We start from the raw sequence: 15,079 nt of genomic DNA, 5'->3' as shown, positions 1-15,079 counted from the left end.
CCCTAGCTTACGGACAGGCGGGAAAACGGCTCTGAGTCAGATCAGGTATTACCTCAGGTATTACTTTTTCACCTCTTGAAAAATGGAAAACCTGTCGGAAACCCTTAGGCCGGAATGCTGATTTGTATGGCGTGACCGTACCTGAGGCGTCCCGCGGGAAGGACGCCGCATCGACGCCGGCGCCCGCCTGCCCGTCGCGGCCGCGCATCCCGCCAACCGGGTACTTACGAATCGGTAAGTTATTGTCTTTTCGAGAAAAGTCGTCCAACATTCGCTCAACCACCAGCCGGGATTCCCCGGAGAAGGAGAATGAAGATGACAAAGACCAACACCCGGACGATCCTCGCCGCCGCGATCTGCGCGCTCACCGCCTCCATGGCCTCCACGGCCTTCGCCGCCGGCCCGTCCGCCGCCCCGGCGGACGTCCCCGACGGAGACGTCTTCGCCCGCAGGACCGTGCGCACCTACTCGGCCGAGGCCCTCACGAACGAGCAGATCCGCGCGCTGACGCTGGCCGCCTTCTCGGCCCCGACCGGGGGCGGACAGCGTGCGCTCGAGTTCGTCTGGGTCACGGACCGCGCCCGCATGGCCGCCATGCAGAAGTCGACGCCCTACGGCATGGCGCTCGCGAGCGCTCCCGCCGCGCTCGTGATCGTCGCGAACCCGAAGGCCGCGCGCTATGACGAGCTGCAGATGTTTGACGCGGGCGCCGCAACCGAGGCGGTGCTGGTCGAGGCCGCCCGCCTCGGTCTCGTCACCGTGCCGATGAGCATCGCTCCGCTCAAGGACCGCGAGATCGGCGTGCGCGCCGCGCTCGAGCTTCCCGACCATCTCATCCCCGAGATCATGATCGCGGTCGGCCACGCCGCGCCTGACGCCGTCTCGAGCGCCTCCGCGCTCTACGAGAACCCCGCGCAGGTCCACTTCGAGAAGTGGCAGGGGAAGAAGTGATGGTGAACCCGATGCTCTCAAGGGCGAGCGTTCGCCGCTTCACGCCCGAGCCCGTCTCAGACGACGCCGTGACGGCGCTCCTCACCGCCGCCATGCAGGCGCCCTCGGCGGGCAACCAGCAGCCCTGGCGCTTCTATGTGGTGAAGGACGCGGAGAAGCGCAGCCTTCTCTCGCTCGCCTCACCCTACGCGCATCCGGCCGCCGGCGCACCGGTCGTGCTCGTGCTCGCGGGCGACACCGCGCACATGCGCTTCCCCGAGAACTGGCAGATGGACCTCTCGGCCGCCGCGGAGAACATTCTGCTCGCAGCGACGATGGAGGGCCTCGGCGGCGTCTGGATGAGCATCGCGCCGCAGGAGGAGCGCATGGCGCGCGTGATCTCGGCGCTCGGTCTTCCCGCAAACGTGCTTCCCTTCTGCCTGATCGCAATCGGGCATCCGAGGGAGATGCCGCAGGTGAAGCTCCGCTACGACGACGCGCGGGTCACCTGGATCTGACGGCCGAAAACCGAGGTCCTGAACGCCTTTGCTAAGAACTGAACTCCTTGTGATTGCGGATGCGCCGCGCCCGGACGATGCGGCGCATCCGCTCTTTTTCAGCTCAGAAGCGCCAGGACCAGTTCACCCGGGCGCTGAGATCCCGGTGATAGTGCGCGCCGGTCTCGCGCTCGAGGCTCACCGAGAGGTTCTGGGCCTCGGAGAGACCGAAGTCCAGGCCGAGACCGTAGTAGGCGGTCGTCCCGCCGATCTCGGAGGCGAACCTGTGGGAGCGGTTCAGGGTCACGTCCTGGTCGCCCATGAACTCGTGGATCACGCCCGCGCGCAGCGAGAACTGCATGCTTCTCGGATCGTTCTCCGTGAGGCCCACGGGGAAGCGGCGGCCAAGTTCGAACCCGGCGCGGCCCGTGAGGAACTCCGCATCCTCCTGCGAGACCTGCATGCCGGTCGTCGTCGTCCAGTCGCGCCCCTTCACCCAGAGGTACGAGAGCGCGAGCTGGGGCTCGACGAACCACGGCGAGCGGTCGCCGAACTCGAAGCGGTGGCCCGCCTCGAGCGCCGCGCCGAGGCCGAAGGTCGTGTAGTCCGACTTCACGGTGAGGTTGCGGGCGTTGGAGACGCCCTCGAAGTCGGCGTCATAGAAGCCGCCCGTGAGCACGACCGTGGTGTACGCGCCGGACCGCCCGACGCGCGAGGCCCAGAGCTTCGCCGAGTACTGGTCGAGGTTCCCCGTGCCGTTCCCGGCCGAGGCGAGGTGATCCTGGTCCGAGTGCGCGAACCGGAGCGACACGCCCGCGAGCCAGGCGGCATTGCCGCGGTCGGCGACGATGCTGTCCGCGCCGATGTGGAGACCGAAGGTCTTCTGGCGCAGACCTTTGCCCGGTGCGGTCGAGACGCGGTCGCGCTCGTGGATGCCCTTCACCCAGAGACCCGCGGCGCTCACCACGCCCCCGCGGATCTCCGCCACGCGCGCCGAGATCTCGCGCATGTCGGCCCGCCAGGCGTAGTAGGCCCCGGCCGAGGTGCCGAAGTTCTTCACCGTGTCGGTCTCGCGGGTGTCGGCGGCGTTCGTGCCGGACTGGCGCGTGAGATACCAGCCGGCTGAGGCGACGCCCTCCTCCTCGGTCATGTACTCCAGCGTCCAGGAGTCGGCCGAGCCGTTGTAGGCGACCTGGTCCGTGAGTGAGAAAGCGGCGTCCGCAGCGCCGGATATGAGCGAAATGCCGCTCACGTTCCCCGCGGGCTCGCTGCCGATCAGATTGAGCGAAACCGCATAGGACACACCCTCCGCAGGAGAGTTTGTGATGACGAGCCGGTCGCTCTGGCCCGCCGCGAGATCGGCGCTCATCTCGAAGGTGATGCCGCTCCCCGAGAGCGTTCCGACGGTGAGCGTGGTGAAACTGCCCTCCTCCGAGACCGCGTTGATCGCGATCGTCGAGTTCACGGCTGTGAGGCTCGTGAGTTCGGAGTCGCCGAGGCAAAACCACTCGGAGCCCTCCCCGAGCGTGAGAGTGACCGTTGAAGCCGCGTCCGTCGCCGTTCGGCCGAAGTAATTCGAGGCGGCGCCGAGCGAAACGTTCACCGCGGCGCCGGAGGCGGCTGAGAGCGTGCCGATCAGACTGGAGCTGCTGCCCGTCGAGACATTCACGGAACCGGCTTCCGAAGCGGTCACGTCTCCCCAGATAAAGGAGCTGCTGGAGTCAATTTCGACGGAGGCACCGCCCGTGGCGCTCACCGCCTTGTCCCTGGCGTCAATCACGAGGGAGGTCGAGGCAGTGAGCGTGACGGCCGCGCCGTCCGCGGCCGAGACCGCCGTGCCCGCGCCATCCCCGGCCTCGGTAAAGATGAGGAGGTCGCCTGTGCTCACATCCACCGAAGAGCCTGAGCCGACCGCGCTGACAGTGGTCACCGTGCTTGAGTCGGAGCCGTCGTCCGAGAGCCCGGCCGACAGGTAGACGGAGCCCGAGGCACCGGTGTCGAAGGTAGCCGAGCCCTCAGTGACCTGCAGCGCGGAGACCGTGTCCCCGGCGACGCCCTAGGCAATGATCGTGACGGCGGAACCCTCGGAGCCCATTTCGAAGGCGCCCGTCTCCGAGACCGACACCGCAGTGACCGTCGCGTCTGCCGCCGCGGACGAGGCGGAGATGCTGCCGGAGGCAAAATCGGCAGCGCCGCCCTCAAGACAGACACCGCAGGCTTCTGCGGTTCCGACAGCGGAGAGCGTCACCGACCCCGCAGTGACGCTGCCCTGCGTGACCCCTCGGTATGCATGAACGGCATAGGCCTCGTCGCCCTCTGCATTGATGTTGAGCGCAGTCCTGATGACCGCCGTCTGCGTCGTGGCATTGAGACCATAGGCAGTGCCGTCTCCCGTTGAGGAATCCGCTGTCGAGGTGATGTTCAGGCTCCCCTCGAAGGTGAAGCCTGCGCCGTAGAGATCCACGCCATAGGACTTGGCCACACCCCCTGTGTTCACGGCCTCGCTGCGGACGGTCACGATCTGGCTCGATTCCGACGAGAGGTTGAGTTCGCTCCCTGATGTGTAGACATAGATGCCCCGGGCAGTCGCTTTACCGGCGCTGCTTGAGGCGACGGCTGTGATGTCCGAAGCCGAGCCGCCCGTCACGGAGACCGAGCCTCCGTACACCCAGAGACCGGTGGTCGTGGCGTTTGAACCGCCGCTCTCCGCCTCGGCGGAAATGCTGAGAGTGCCGTTGACGGCAATATCTGAGTACTTAAGCGCATAGAGTCCATGCGCCGTTGCGTTCCTGGCTGCCGAGGTGTTCGAATTCGCCTCAATCCGAAGCGAGGAAGCCGTCAGTGAAAGGCCGCCGCCGTAGAGTCCGTATGCATTCGCGACACCGCCTTCCGAATCCGCGGAGACCTGGATCACCAGATCGCCGAAAGTCATGCTGTTGCCGTTATCTCCTGTCCAGGTATAGATACCTCTGGCCTGCGCACCTGAGAGCAGACTGCTCACATCCACGGAGATCGTCGTGTCTCCGGCATTGATCGTGTTCCCCTTGGCATTCGCACCACGGACGTTGATGCCGTTGGCCGTGGCCAGGGACCTTGAACTGTCTCTCTCGAGGGTTGCGTTGATCGTGAGTGCATCCTTGAAAGTCAGAGCATTGCCGTTCGCGTAGTTGAAATAAACGCCGAACAACTCGTCAGAGGACGAGTCGCCTTCCTGAGCCACATCCGTCGCCTCAATGGTCACAGGATTGGCTATGGTGATCTCCGACCCGGTGAGCTTGTTCTTTGAAGTGCCTATGAACCGGACAACACCGTTCGCGAATTCGCCGAAGAAAGCTTTTTCGGTCTCGAAGTCCGACCGGTCGGCCGAGATCGTCACGGTTTCGCCGAAGTCATAGGTACAGACCGCACCGTCACATGTCTTCACCGCGGAGCCATACGCGTCCCCGCTTCCCGTCACGGGATCCGTCACCGTCGCCGCCTCGGCGCCGGCGAAGGCCGCGAGCATGCTTGCGAGGAGCACGGACTTCCTGAACCTCTGGGTTTCACCTTTCATCGCGAATTCTCCTTGTTTCGCTGCGGCCCGCCCCCGCGGTTTTATTCTGGATTTTCGGGAACCTCCGAGCTTCAGGTCTTCATCGCTCGGTTCCCGGGGACGTTCGTCGCGGCGGATTATAGGTTTATCCGACAAATCCGCCCCATCCCGCGAAAATCCGCTTTAATGCCGGAAGTGTTCCCCCGGGGGATTTCCGTCTTCCGGGAGAGTCATTTGCTTTCCATGTATACCAACGGCTGCGGAAATCCGACGGCCCCAGAAAAGACGAGCGCCCCGTCTGCATGCTCGGGGCAGACGGGGCGCTCCTTCCAGGAGATCAGTGGCTCAGCGGTATCAGTGGTCGCTCTTGATGCCGGCGCCGCAGAGCGTGATCAGCACGTCGGAGGCGGGACCGTAGAGCTCCTGATAGTGATCCCAGGCGGCGAAGTTCGCGGCCGTCGTGTGCTCGATGTAGAGACCCTGGCGGGCGAGGCGCTCGCGGCAGGCGAGGAGCTTGTCCTCGGGGGCCGTCACGCAGGCGATGTCGTGCTTCTTCATCATCGCGAGGATCTCGCGGTCGCGCAGGGGCTTGCCGATCGCGATGCCCTCGGCGATCGTGGGCTGCGGCGTCACGTCCGCGGCGTGGTCAAGACCCTCGGCGCGGGCGCGCTCGAGCGGGTTGCAGAGCTCGCTCTGCAGCGCAATGATCTTCGGGAACTTCGGGATGGCGCCGGACTCGTAGAGGTGTTCGAGCGCCTTGACGCCGCCGATGAAGAGCGTGCCGTTGCCGAGCGGCAGGATCACGTGGTCGGGGATGCGGCCGAGCTGCTCGAAGGCCTCGTAGATGTAGGTCTTCGTGCCCTCGTAGAAGAAGGGATTCACGACGTGGTTGGCGTAGTAGACGCCTTCCTTCGCGACGCGCTCGCGGCAGACGTCGGCGCAGTGGTCGCGGCTGCCGGGGATGACGTGCACGCCGGCGCCGTGGGCCTTGATCATCGCGATCTTCTTCGGGCTCGTGCCCTCGGGGACGTAGATCTCGCAGGCGATGCCGGCGCGGGCGCAGTAGGCCGCGACCGAGTTGCCGGCGTTGCCGCTCGAGTCCTGGACGCACTTCTCGACGCCGATCGCCTTCATGTGGGCGACGAGCGCGGCGGCGCCGCGGTCCTTGAAGGAGAGGGTCGGCATCGCGTAGTCAACCTTGACGAAGACGCCGGGCTCGAGCTCGACGATCGGGGTCATGCCCTCGCCGAGGGTCACCTTCTTCCAGGCGTCGCCCTCGACGGCCATGAACTCGCGGTAGCGGAAGAGGCTCCACTCCTTGGTGTCGATCTTCGACGCGTCCCACTTCGGGGGCGTGTAGTCGAGTTCAAAGATGCCGCCGCATTCGCACTTCGGCGCGCGGGTGGTGACGGGGGTGTGCTTGCCGCAGCAGGTGCAGACGAAGTTCAGCATGTTCAGTTACCCCTCAAGTTCAGCGATGGCTTCGATTTCGACGAGACAGTTGAAGTGGAGCGGCGTCGTGGAGACGACGACGCGGCCGGGGCGGTGGTCGCCGAAGAACGCCGCGTACTCGACGTTGATCGGGCCCCAGTATTCGTTCGACGGGGTGTAGACGCGGCAGAACACGACCTGGTCACGGCGGCAGTTCGCGGCCTTCAGCACCCGGTCGAGGTTCGCGAGCGCCTGACGGGCGTGCGCACGGATGTCGCCCTGGCAGGGCACGCGCGTGTCCGGGTCGATGGAGAGCTGCCCGGAGACGTAGAGCATGCCCTTCGAGACGACGGCGGCGCTGTAGTGGCCGGGGTTCTCCCCCTTGAAGCCTGGGTCAATGAATTTCATATTGGTCTTTCCCCTTGAATGTTTGTCAAAGATCGTTCAGTGATCTTTTTTGGTGGATTTGTTCGGTTTTTCATCGCCCGGACGCTTGCGCGCGGGCTTGGTGACTTTGCTTCCTTCCTGACCGGGCTTATCGCGCCTCAGCTGATCAAGGTCGCTGTAGACCGTGACCTTGGAGACGCCGAGGCGCAGTGCCGCGCGCTCGATCGCGCCCTTCACGAGGAACACGCCGCGCTCCTCCATGAAGGCGATGAGCGCGAGCCTTGCCTCGCGGGACCGCGGCGCCTCGCCCCGGTTCTCCTTCGCGTCGGCGTCCGCGACGATGCGGTCGATCAGGCGGAAGACCGCGTCAGGCACGCTCTCGCGGGGCGCGATGAAGGCGCCGTCCGTCTGCGGTGCCGCCGCAACCTCCCGGGCCGGAGCGGCCGGGACCGTGACCACGCCCTCTTCGGAAGAAAAAACAGGACTCACGCTCGAGAGCCCCGGTAAAAGCTGTTTCAGGGTCCTGAAGGCCGCCTCGCCCGCGCTCACGTCATGGTTGACGCAGAGGGCGCCGGCGAGCTCGCCCGACGCGCCGCGGATGAGGAGCGTCATCGAGCGGATGAGCCTGCCCTCGTGGCGGAACCACCAGTCATTCAGGAGATCCCTGCCCTCGGGGTTCGCCGCGGCGTCGCGGAGCATCTCCGCGACGAGGTGGCGGAAGCCCTGCCCGGGCGCGCGGCCGGTGACGTGGCCGTTGACGACGTAGATCACCGAGTGCACGGGATCCGAGAGATCATGGAGCACCGTCTCGCAGTCGGGGCCGCCCACGCGGGCGACGAGTTCCGCGACGGCCCGCCAGGGCGCGAAGAGCGCGGCCTGTGCGGTTTCGCGAGGCGTGGCTTTTGCTTTGGAGGAGGCGGTCATGGCTAGAAGGAGGAATTCGCTGGTGGAACGAAGGCCGGGAGCCTTGGAAGAATTTCCCGATGACCTGCATTCTTCCATAAAAAATTCTATGCGTCAAGTCCGACCGATGCTCGAGCGGGAGATCCGCACCTGTTTCGACACGCAAAGGAACCCTTAATTTTTCATAGATTTCAATGAGAACAATTTTAGCTGCGACGTGGTAGAATTTTTTCTACAGAACTTCCTCACAATGGACATTCCGGAGCTGATCCATGTCTGACCTCACCTATCCCATCGAGGGCTTCGCCCCCGCTCCCGCCGAGAGCCTGATCGGTCTCACGCTTGACGACCCGCGCGTGCCGACGCCCTCCTTCATCATCGACGACCGCAAACTCGAGGCGAACCTTGAGCGCGCGAAGGCCCGTGCCAAAGCGCTCGGCGTCACGCTCAGACCCCACCTGAAGACCCACAAGTCGATCAAGATCGCCCGCCGCCAGATGGTCTCCCCCGAGGGACCGGCCACGGTCTCCACCCTCGCCGAGGCGCGCTACTTCGCCGCGAACGGTGTGAAGGACCTCATCTACGCCGTCGGCATCGCGCCGCAGAAGCTCGCCGAGGTCGAGCGCATCCGCGCGCTCGGGTGCGACCTCAAGATCATCCTCGACAGCGAGGAGGCCGCGCGCCTCGTCTCCGACTACTGCATGGTGAAGGACGTTGAGATCCCCGTGCTCCTCGAGGTCGATGTGGACGGGCACCGCTCGGGCATCCAGCCCGAGTCCGAGGACCTCCTCAAGGCCGCGCGCGCCCTCACGAACGGCGCGAAGCTCGTGGGCGTCCTCACCCACGCGGGCGACAGCTACGAGTGCAAGACCATTGACGCCATCCGCGAGGCCGCCGAGGCCGAGCGCGCCGGCATCGTGCGCGCCGCGGAGCGCCTGCGCGCCGAGGGTTTCTTGATCGACATCGTTTCGCTCGGCTCCACGCCGACCCTGATGTTCGCCGAGAGCGAGGAAGGCGTCACCGAGATCCGCGCGGGCGTCTGCGCCCTCTTCGACCTCTTCATGACGAACGTCGGCGCCTGCTCGATGGACGAGATCGCCGGATCGGTCCTCACGACCGTGATCGGCCGCCAGACGGCGAAGAACCGCGTGATCACCGACTCGGGATTCCTTGCGATGTCGCGCGACCGCGGCACGCAGCGCCAGAAGAAGGACTACCAGTACGGCGTCGTCTGCCTGATGAACGGCGAGCCCGTCGAGGGCGACAAGCTCCTCCTCACCGGCACGAACCAGGAGCACGGCATCATCACGATCCCCGAGGGCACCGATCTCGCCCAGGAGCACTTCCCCGTGGGCCTGAGGCTGCGCATTCTCCCGAACCACGCCTGCCCGACGGTCGCGCCCTACGCGCATCTGCTCCTCGTGCGTGACGGCCATATCGTCGACGTTATAGAGCACGTCCGCGGCTGGGAATAACGGCATACTTCAGGGAACCGGGGCACGCGGAGGAGACGCGGGCCCCGCTGAGGAACATCACAAGGACCATAAAAGAAGAGCGAACCCCATGACCGAAGCGACTCCGAGAACCCTTGCGCAGAAGATCATTGACACCCACACGGTGAAGCGCATTGACGCCGAGACTGTGCTCCTCTACTGCGACACGCACTTCGCGAACGAGTACACCTCGCCCCAGGCCTTCGCCGGCATGAAGGCCCGCGGCGTGCGCGCCGCCGTCCCGGACGCCCACCTCTGCGTCGTCGACCACATCATCCCGAGCATTGACGAGAGCCCGCGCCTCATCCGCGACGCGGCGAGCCTGAGGCAGGCCGAGACCCTCAAGGCGAACTGCCTCGAGAACGGCATCGACGCCTTCTACGGGCCGGACGACCCCGACCAGGGCGTCGAGCACGTGCTGATGGACGAGCAGGGTCTCGTGCGCCCCGGAATGGTCGTCATATGCGGCGACAGCCACACGACGACCCACGGCGCGCTGGGGGCGCTCGGCTTCGGCATCGGCACCTCGGAGATCGAGCACATCCTCGCCACGCAGACTCTTGTCTACAGGCTCCCGGGCTTCATGAGGATCGAGATCACGGGCGAACTCCCGCCGGGGAGCACGCCGAAGGACCTCGCCCTCACGGTGCTGCGCACCGTCTCCGCCAGGGGCGCGCTCGGTCGGGTCGTTGAATACTGCGGCAGCGCCGTCTCGGCGCTTCCCGTCGAGGGGCGCATGACGCTCTGCAACCTCACGGTCGAGGCGGGCGCCCGCGGCGCGGTGATCGCGCCGGACGAAAAGACCCTCGCCTGGGTGAAGGCCCACGCGGAGGGGATGACCGAGGCCGAGTACGAGGCGATGGCGGAGCACTCGAAGACCCTCTTCTCCGACCCGGGCGCGAAGTTCGAGCGCGAGGTCGTGATCGACGCCTCGGCGGTCGCCCCCATGACCACCTGGGGCACGAGCCCGGACCAGGCGACGCGGATCGACGAGCCGATCCCCGAGCCCGGTTCCTTCACGGACCCGATCGCTCATGCCGCCGCCGTGCGCGGCCTTGCCTACCAGGGGCTCGAGCCCGGCCGCACGATGGCGGGCGTGAAGATCGACCATGTCTTCATCGGCTCCTGCACGAACGCGCGTCTGCCGGACCTCATCGCCGCCGCCGAGATCCTGAAGGGCCGCCACGTCGCGCCGGGCGTGCGCGCCCAGGTGATGCCGGGCTCCATGCGCGTGCGCCGCGAGGCCGAGGCGATGGGGCTTGACCGCATCTTCAAGGACGCCGGCTTCGAGTGGCGCAAGAGCGGCTGCACGCTCTGCCTCGCCATGAACGGCGACATCCTCGGCGAGGGCGTCCGCTGCGCCTCGACCACGAACCGCAACTTCGAGGGCCGCCAGGGGCGCGGCGCCCGCACGCACCTGATGAGCCCGGAGAGCGCCGCCGCCGCGGCCGTCACCGGCTTCATCACCGACCCGCGCACCATCGAGCGCCTCTGAGGCGAAAGGGAGAACTGAAATGGAAAAATTCACCGCCCTCACCGCCGTCGCGGCGCCCCTGCCGATGGACAACCTCGACACCGACCAGCTGATGCCCAAGCAGTTCCTGCGCGGCATCGACAAGTCGGGGCTCGGCGCCGGACTCTTCTGGAACCTCCGCATGGACGCGGAGGGCAGGCCCCGCCCCGAGTGCGTTCTGAACCGCCCCGGGTTCGAGGAGACGCGCATCCTCGTCTGCGGCCCCAACTTCGGCTGCGGCTCGAGCCGCGAGCACGCCGTCTGGGGGCTGCTCCAGTACGGCATCCGTGCCGTGATCGCGCCCTCCTTCGGCGAGATCTTCTACTCGAACTGCTTCAACAATGGGCTCCTCGCCGCGCGCGTCACCCCGGAGGCCGGCCGCGAGATTCTCGAGAGCGTCTCCGAGACCGAGCCCGTCGAGCTCCTCGTTGATCTCGAGGCGAAGAAGATCCGCACGAAGGACGGACAGAAGGAATGGGACTTCGCAATCGCCCCGCGCCACCGCCAGATGCTGCTCCTCGGGCAGGACATGACCGACGCGACGCTCTCCGAGATGGATGAGATCGAGGCCTTCCGCGCGAGGCACGAGGCCGCCTTCCCCTGGATGGCGGGGCTCCCGGGCAAACGCAGGCGCCTGCGTGACGCTCGCTGATTCCCGCGAACCGCCCTTTTCTCACGGTGCCGGTCTGACTCGTCAGGCCGGCATCGTTCATTTCCGGCGTCCGCTTCAGTCCTCGAGGAAGAGCGGCGGGTCCGAGATCGCCGGGTCGTCCGGGGCGACACCCGTCTGCCAGTCGTAGATGTCGGTGAGGAGCTTCCCGTGGACGATGAGCATCCGGCCGTCGCGGCGGATGAGCCCCTCGTCAATCCAGGCCGAGAGCTGCAGGCTCACCGAGGAGCGGTTCGCGGCCACGACCTCGCTCATCTCGGTGACGGTGAGCTTGACGGGCAGCGGGTTCCAGTCGTCGGGCTTCACGGTGTAGCAGGACGAGATCAGCGACCTCAGCAGCGCCCGCAGCCTCGCGGGCAGGCTCATCGTGAAGTTCGCGATCATGCCCTCCATGTGGGCCTCCTGCTTGGCGATCGCGTGCTTCGTGTAGAGCTTGAGCAACCCCGGATCCGCGTCGATCAGCTCCTCCCAGCGCGAGCGCGTGAGAAGCGCCACCTCGGAATTGCGGATGACGAGGCCCTGCAGATTGAGGCGGCTCCGCGTCAGGGCGTCGAGGTCCCCGAAGACGCGCCCGGGGAGAATCACCGCGAAGATGTGGGAGCGCCCGCCCGCGTCGGTGAAGCGGAAGGCGCCGAGGCCCTTCAAGAGCAGGCCCACGTACGCTCCGTGCGTCCCGTGCGGCAGCGCCGTGCCGGCCTTCACGGACTTCCGCTGGCCGTAGGTCGTGAAAAGCGCCCGCAGGCGCTCAGGCTCCTCGGGATGAATCCACGGACTCTCGAGAAACACCTGACGCATGCTCATTCACTCCTTCAGGACGGGACACTCTGAACGGATCACTGCGGCCTATCTTACGGCCTCGAAGTGTTGCCTGGCCAACGTTTTCGCGCGAACGGCTCCCGAAACGTCGCCCGGGCAACATTCGCGCCCTTCCCTTCCCCAGAGGGGTGAAATAAATTTCTCTTCAGCAGGAAAGCCCCGGGAAACACCGGAGAAGCGCCGCGGGCCGGACCACCCGGACGGCGCAGTCCGAACTGCGGGCTCACCGCCCTTTTCGCACAAATTCCAAGGAGAAGACCATGACGAAGCACACGCTTCTTGCCGCAGCCGTTCTGAGCACCTTCGCGCTCACGGCCTCCGCTGAAAACCTTGAGCTCTCGGCCGACCTCGTCGTCATCGGCGGCGGCGCCGCCGGCATGCCCGCGGCCGTGCAGGCCGCCGAGAAGGGCCGCACGGTCATCGTGCTCGAGAAGAACGGCTTCGTTGGCGGCGGCGCGAACGCCGCCGAGGGACTCTTTGCCGTCGAGAGCAGCTGGCAGCGCGGCAAGAGCATCGGCATCACCCGCGAGGAAGCCTTCCAGTATCTCATGAACTACTCCCACTTCAAGGCCGACCCGGAGCTCACGCGCCGCTACGTCTGGGGGTCCGCGGGGAACCTCGAGTGGCTGCACCAGTTCGGCATGGACTTCGATCCGATCCAGATGACCCCGCATGACGCCCCGACCTGGCACGTCGTGCAGAAGTACAAGAATTCCGAGCACGGCGCCGCCTACATCCAGTGCCTGCGCGACGCCGCCCTCGAGCGCGGCGTCAGGATCATGACGAACACCCCGGTGACCGAGCTCATCAAGGAGGACGGCCGCGTGGTGGGCGTCAAGGCCACGAAGAAGAACGGCGACACGGTCACCGTGAAGAGCAAGGCCACGATCATCGCCACGGGCGGCTTCGGCAACTCCAAGGAGAAGGTCCGCGACTGGCTCGGCCTCGACCCCGAGGTCTTCAAGGCCTCGGTGCCCCTCAACAAGACCGGCGACGGGATCGAGATGGCCTGGAAGGCGGGCGCCGACAAGACGCCGATGCTGCTCATGCTCCACGCGGGCATCGAGGGCAAGGGCATCGAGTTCCCGGGCGCGCTCTACTGCATGGCCTGGCAGCCCTTCAACATGTGGGTCAACGCCGAGGGCAGCCGCTTCGTCGACGAGACGCAGGCCTTCAGCTTCCCGAACGGCGGCAACGCCATCGGCGCGCAGCGCGGCAGCACCGCCTGGGCGATCTGGGACAACAACTCGATCGAGTACGTGCAGAGGGCCGGCATCGACAACGGCATCGGCGTGATCGTGCCGGTGCTCGACAAGCTCCCGAAGCTCAAGGACGAGATCAAGGCCGCGCTTGACGCGGGGAACTCGACCTTCGTGAGCGCCGAGTCGCTCGACGCCCTCGCCGCGAAGATCGGCGTCCCGGCCGAGAGCCTCAGGGCCACCGTCGCCGAGTACAACGGCTTTGCGAAGGACGGTCACGACCTCGACTTCGGCAAGTCCCGCAAGTACCTCCGCACGCTCGAGGGCTCGACCTTCTACGCCGTGAAGCTCTTCCCCTTCCACTACACCTCGCTCGGCGGCATCCGCATCGACCCGGACTTCCACGTCGTGACGCCTGACCGCAAGCCCATCCCCGGCCTCTACGCCGCCGGCGTGGACGTGGGCCCGCTCTACGGCGACACGTACGCCGTCTGGACCTCCGGCCACTCCTTCGGGTGGTCGTCCTGGTCGGGCCGCCACGCCGCCCTCTCCGCGGTCGCGGACATGGCGAAGTGACCGCCCCTCTGCCTGAACGCTGATCCCTGAGAACAGACGCCGCCTCGCCCGGAAGCCCGGGGAGGCGGCGTTTCCTTGTCTGGGGAATCAGATGATCAGCCGCGCTTCCTGCCGGGGAAGTGCCTGAGGTTCTTCGCCTGAACCATCATGAGGCCCGCGAGCATGAGCGCGCAGCCGACGACGAACGTGGCGCCGATCGAGTCACCGAGGAGGAGCACCGAGAAGAGCACACCGAAGAAGGGCGTCATGAAGACGAGGATGCCGAGGCGCGCGGCGAGGTACTTTCTCAGGAGGAAGTTCCAGACGAGGTAACTCGCGAACGACACGATGACGATCTGGAAGAACATGCTCGCCATGCTCACGGGCGTGAAGTTGCAGACATCCTGCCCGGTGAGGAACGCCAGGGGCGTCAGGATCACGCAGCCGCAGGCGAGCTGCGCGAAGAGCATCAGCGTCGCCGGCGCGTTGTTCATCGTGGTCGTGCGCAGGAAGATCGTCGTGCAGCCCCAGGAGACGCCGGAGAGGAGACCGAGCAGGTCGCCCACGATCCAGAGCATGCCCTCGTGGCCCGACTCCTCGAGGAGCGCCGGCACGAGGAACGCGACCACGATGCCGAGGAAGGCCGTGAGGAGCCCGAGCCACTGCACGAGGTTGAGGCGCTCCTCGGGCAGTTTGATCGAGAGCCCCATCGCCGCAAAGAAGGGCGCCGTGTAAAGCAGCACCGACATGTGCGAGGCCGTTGTGAAGCGCAGGCCCTCGGCGACGAAGAGGAATTCGCCCGTGAAGCCGAGTCCCACGAGAATGGCGTCGCGCAGCTTCACCTTCCCCGCCCAGGACTCGTGGAGCCAGAAGCGGTTGGCAAGCAGCAGCAGGAGCGCCGAGGCGCCCGAGCGCACGCCCACCTGCAGCATCGGCGAGATGTCGACGCCCGCGGCCTTGATCGCCGTCTGCTGCATGCCCCAGATGGCCGAGAGCACGACGCAGATGAGAAACGCGGTGAGATCGACGGGACGGCGGACGGAGGATGGCTCGGGGGCGGTCATGGGTGAATGCGAGGGCTGGGTGTTCGAGGTGCCGGGATATTACGCCACGGGCCGCCCGCCGGGAGCGGGCGGACGCGACTCTTTCACGT

Annotated in this window: 13 protein-coding genes; 6 read left to right on the top strand and 7 right to left on the bottom strand. The window is 66.3% G+C overall.

Annotation, left to right across the window (positions count from 1 at the left end; translation table 11 throughout):
* Positions 1 to 315: 315 nt before the first annotated feature.
* Both Q4F91_RS02135 and Q4F91_RS02130 read left to right on the top strand, forming a co-directional pair.
* Positions 316 to 951: a nitroreductase family protein gene (locus Q4F91_RS02135; protein ID WP_303334125.1), complete on the top strand. Its 636-nt coding sequence runs from the start codon at positions 316 to 318 to the stop codon at positions 949 to 951.
* On the top strand, positions 933 to 1,448 hold the full coding sequence (locus tag Q4F91_RS02130; RefSeq protein ID WP_303334124.1) for a nitroreductase family protein: 516 nt from the start codon (positions 933 to 935) through the stop codon (positions 1,446 to 1,448). Before Q4F91_RS02135 ends, Q4F91_RS02130 begins: the two co-directional genes overlap by 19 nt.
* 103 nt (positions 1,449 to 1,551) lie before the next feature.
* On the opposite strand, the gene Q4F91_RS02125 is transcribed toward Q4F91_RS02130, so the two are convergent.
* From Q4F91_RS02125 to Q4F91_RS02105, 5 genes are all read right to left on the bottom strand, one after another.
* A complete protein-coding gene (locus Q4F91_RS02125) occupies positions 1,552 to 3,357 on the bottom strand; it encodes an autotransporter outer membrane beta-barrel domain-containing protein (RefSeq protein WP_303334123.1) in 1,806 nt (601 codons plus the stop codon).
* Positions 3,358 to 3,483: 126 nt separating this feature from the next.
* Entirely contained in the window at positions 3,484 to 4,980 is a 1,497-nt protein-coding gene (locus tag Q4F91_RS02120; protein ID WP_303334121.1) for a hypothetical protein, read from the bottom strand.
* 333 nt (positions 4,981 to 5,313) lie between these two features.
* Positions 5,314 to 6,411, bottom strand: coding sequence for a threonine synthase (locus tag Q4F91_RS02115; RefSeq protein ID WP_303334120.1), 1,098 nt, complete (start codon positions 6,409 to 6,411; stop codon positions 5,314 to 5,316).
* 6 nt (positions 6,412 to 6,417) lie between these two features.
* A complete protein-coding gene (locus tag Q4F91_RS02110; RefSeq protein WP_303334119.1) occupies positions 6,418 to 6,798 on the bottom strand; it encodes a RidA family protein in 381 nt (126 codons plus the stop codon).
* Between the two features lie 36 nt (positions 6,799 to 6,834).
* Positions 6,835 to 7,701, bottom strand: coding sequence for a transcriptional regulator (locus Q4F91_RS02105; protein ID WP_303334118.1), 867 nt, complete (start codon positions 7,699 to 7,701; stop codon positions 6,835 to 6,837).
* A 251-nt stretch (positions 7,702 to 7,952) separates the two neighbouring features.
* Between Q4F91_RS02105 and Q4F91_RS02100 the strand changes: the two genes are divergently transcribed.
* From Q4F91_RS02100 to leuD, 3 genes are all read left to right on the top strand, one after another.
* A complete protein-coding gene (locus Q4F91_RS02100; protein ID WP_303334117.1) occupies positions 7,953 to 9,155 on the top strand; it encodes an alanine racemase in 1,203 nt (400 codons plus the stop codon).
* An 88-nt stretch (positions 9,156 to 9,243) separates the two neighbouring features.
* Entirely contained in the window at positions 9,244 to 10,668 is a 1,425-nt protein-coding gene (locus Q4F91_RS02095; RefSeq protein WP_303334116.1) for a 3-isopropylmalate dehydratase large subunit, read from the top strand.
* A gap of 19 nt (positions 10,669 to 10,687) precedes the next feature.
* Entirely contained in the window at positions 10,688 to 11,338 is a 651-nt protein-coding gene (gene leuD, locus Q4F91_RS02090) for a 3-isopropylmalate dehydratase small subunit (protein ID WP_303334115.1), read from the top strand.
* A gap of 75 nt (positions 11,339 to 11,413) precedes the next feature.
* On the opposite strand, the gene Q4F91_RS02085 is transcribed toward leuD, so the two are convergent.
* Entirely contained in the window at positions 11,414 to 12,151 is a 738-nt protein-coding gene (locus Q4F91_RS02085) for a Crp/Fnr family transcriptional regulator (RefSeq protein WP_303334113.1), read from the bottom strand.
* A 281-nt stretch (positions 12,152 to 12,432) separates the two neighbouring features.
* On the opposite strand from Q4F91_RS02085, the gene Q4F91_RS02080 reads away from it, so the two are divergent.
* Complete coding sequence (locus Q4F91_RS02080; protein WP_303334112.1) at positions 12,433 to 13,947, top strand: FAD-dependent oxidoreductase; 1,515 nt, start codon at positions 12,433 to 12,435, stop codon at positions 13,945 to 13,947.
* 95 nt (positions 13,948 to 14,042) lie between these two features.
* Here Q4F91_RS02080 and Q4F91_RS02075 read toward each other — a convergent pair whose 3' ends face one another.
* Positions 14,043 to 14,990: a DMT family transporter gene (locus tag Q4F91_RS02075; protein WP_303334111.1), complete on the bottom strand. Its 948-nt coding sequence runs from the start codon at positions 14,988 to 14,990 to the stop codon at positions 14,043 to 14,045.
* Between the last annotated feature and the right edge of the window lie 89 nt (positions 14,991 to 15,079).

The sequence above is a fragment of the Sutterella sp. genome, assembly GCF_030539355.1.
Taxonomy (GTDB): Bacteria; Pseudomonadota; Gammaproteobacteria; order Burkholderiales; family Burkholderiaceae_F; genus Sutterella.
This window is presented reverse-complemented; position numbering and strand designations above follow the sequence as displayed.

Coding starts and splice junctions, on each gene's coding strand:
- Q4F91_RS02135 (WP_303334125.1), top strand. CDS start 316: ATGACAAAGACCAACACCCGGACGATCCTCGCCGCCGCGATCTGCGCG.
- Q4F91_RS02120 (WP_303334121.1), bottom strand. CDS start 4,980: ATGAAAGGTGAAACCCAGAGGTTCAGGAAGTCCGTGCTCCTCGCAAGC.
- Q4F91_RS02115 (WP_303334120.1), bottom strand. CDS start 6,411: ATGCTGAACTTCGTCTGCACCTGCTGCGGCAAGCACACCCCCGTCACC.
- Q4F91_RS02110 (WP_303334119.1), bottom strand. CDS start 6,798: ATGAAATTCATTGACCCAGGCTTCAAGGGGGAGAACCCCGGCCACTAC.
- Q4F91_RS02105 (WP_303334118.1), bottom strand. CDS start 7,701: ATGACCGCCTCCTCCAAAGCAAAAGCCACGCCTCGCGAAACCGCACAG.
- Q4F91_RS02100 (WP_303334117.1), top strand. CDS start 7,953: ATGTCTGACCTCACCTATCCCATCGAGGGCTTCGCCCCCGCTCCCGCC.
- Q4F91_RS02095 (WP_303334116.1), top strand. CDS start 9,244: ATGACCGAAGCGACTCCGAGAACCCTTGCGCAGAAGATCATTGACACC.
- leuD (WP_303334115.1), top strand. CDS start 10,688: ATGGAAAAATTCACCGCCCTCACCGCCGTCGCGGCGCCCCTGCCGATG.
- Q4F91_RS02085 (WP_303334113.1), bottom strand. CDS start 12,151: ATGCGTCAGGTGTTTCTCGAGAGTCCGTGGATTCATCCCGAGGAGCCT.
- Q4F91_RS02080 (WP_303334112.1), top strand. CDS start 12,433: ATGACGAAGCACACGCTTCTTGCCGCAGCCGTTCTGAGCACCTTCGCG.
- Q4F91_RS02075 (WP_303334111.1), bottom strand. CDS start 14,990: ATGACCGCCCCCGAGCCATCCTCCGTCCGCCGTCCCGTCGATCTCACC.